Here is a 1,375-nt window from a genome sequence, read left to right as displayed (position 1 = left end):
GCCGTCCCGCCGTGCGGCCGGCTCGCCACGCGGCTCCCGCCGGATGTCCGCGCCGAGCAGGCGCAGCTGCTCGACGAAGGCGGCGTAGCCGCGGTCGATGTGGTGGACCTCGCTGACACTGGTGGTCCCCTCGGCCACCAGGCCGGCCAGCACGAGCCCGGCACCCGCCCGCACGTCCGAGGCCACCACGTGCGTGCCGACCAGGCGGCCGCCGCGGCGCACCACGACATGGTGGCCGTCGGTGCGCAGTTGCGCGCCGAGCTTGCTCAGCTCGCGGCAGAACACGAAGCGGCTGTCGAAGACGTTCTCGGTGATCAGGGAGACACCCTCGCTGACCGCCTCCAGGGCGATGGTCTGCGGCAGGAGATCCGTCGGGAAGCCCGGGTAGGGCAGGGTCACCACGTCGATCGAACGCGGCGGGCGCTCCGCGGTGACCCGGAAGCCGTCCGGCCGGGTGTCCACGGTGGCGCCGGCCGTCGTCAGCTTGTCGAGCACGATCTCCAGATGGTCGGCGCGGCCGCCCCGGATCATCACGTCGCCGCCGGTCATCAGCGCGCCGATGGCGAACGTGCCGGCGACGATCCGGTCCGCGACGGTGTCGTGCGTGGCCGGCCGCAGCTCGTCGACCCCCTCGATGACCAGCGTGGACGTGCCCGCGCCGTCGAGACGCGCGCCCATGGAGACCAGCATCGCGCACAGATCGGCGATCTCGGGCTCCCGGGCGGCGTTGTCGATCACCGTGGTGCCCTTGGCGAGCACCCCGGCCATCAGCAGGTTCTCGGTGGCGCCGACGCTGGGGAAGTCCAGCCAGATCGACGCCCCCTGCAGCCGGCCGGACGAACGGGCCACCAGGATCCCGGACTCGACGTCCACCATGGCACCGAGCTTGGCCAGCCCGCTGACGTGCATGTCGAGCGCGCGCGCGCCGATGGCGTCCCCGCCGGGAAGCGCCACCCGCGCCTCACCGCACCGGGCGACCAACGGCCCGAGCACCACCACCGACGCCCGGATCCGGCGGACGAGATCGCTGTCGGCCGCGGCGACGGGCCGCTCCGGCACGTCGATCGACAGTGAGCCCCCGACGACGTCCCGCTCGACGGTCGCCCCGAGCGCGCGCAGGACGTCGGCCATGACGGTCACGTCAAGAATGCCGGGTACCGAGCGAAGGGTCGTGCGGCCGTATGCCAGCAGGCTCGCGGCCATCAGCTTGAGCACGGAGTTCTTCGCTCCCGGGACATCCACCTCGCCGACCAGTTGACAGCCGCCCGTGGCGACGAACCGTTCCACAGAAGTCGATGGTAGGGCCTTGTCGGCCGCTGTCCGGGGCCGGCCCACCGGCACGCCAAGGCCAACTCGGCACCCGGCCGGCCCACCC

The 1,375-nt window shown here is 73.0% G+C and carries 1 protein-coding gene; it reads right to left on the bottom strand.

Features of this window, described 5'->3' with window-relative positions:
* Positions 1-1,287 (bottom strand): UDP-N-acetylglucosamine 1-carboxyvinyltransferase (gene murA / locus AC5LUJ_RS21215; RefSeq protein WP_493465591.1); only part of this gene is annotated, 1,287 nt, incomplete at its 3' end.
* Positions 1,288-1,375 lie beyond the last annotated feature (88 nt).

The sequence above is a fragment of the Protofrankia sp. CiP1_Cm_nod3 genome (assembly GCF_982290655.1).
This window is presented reverse-complemented; position numbering and strand designations above follow the sequence as displayed.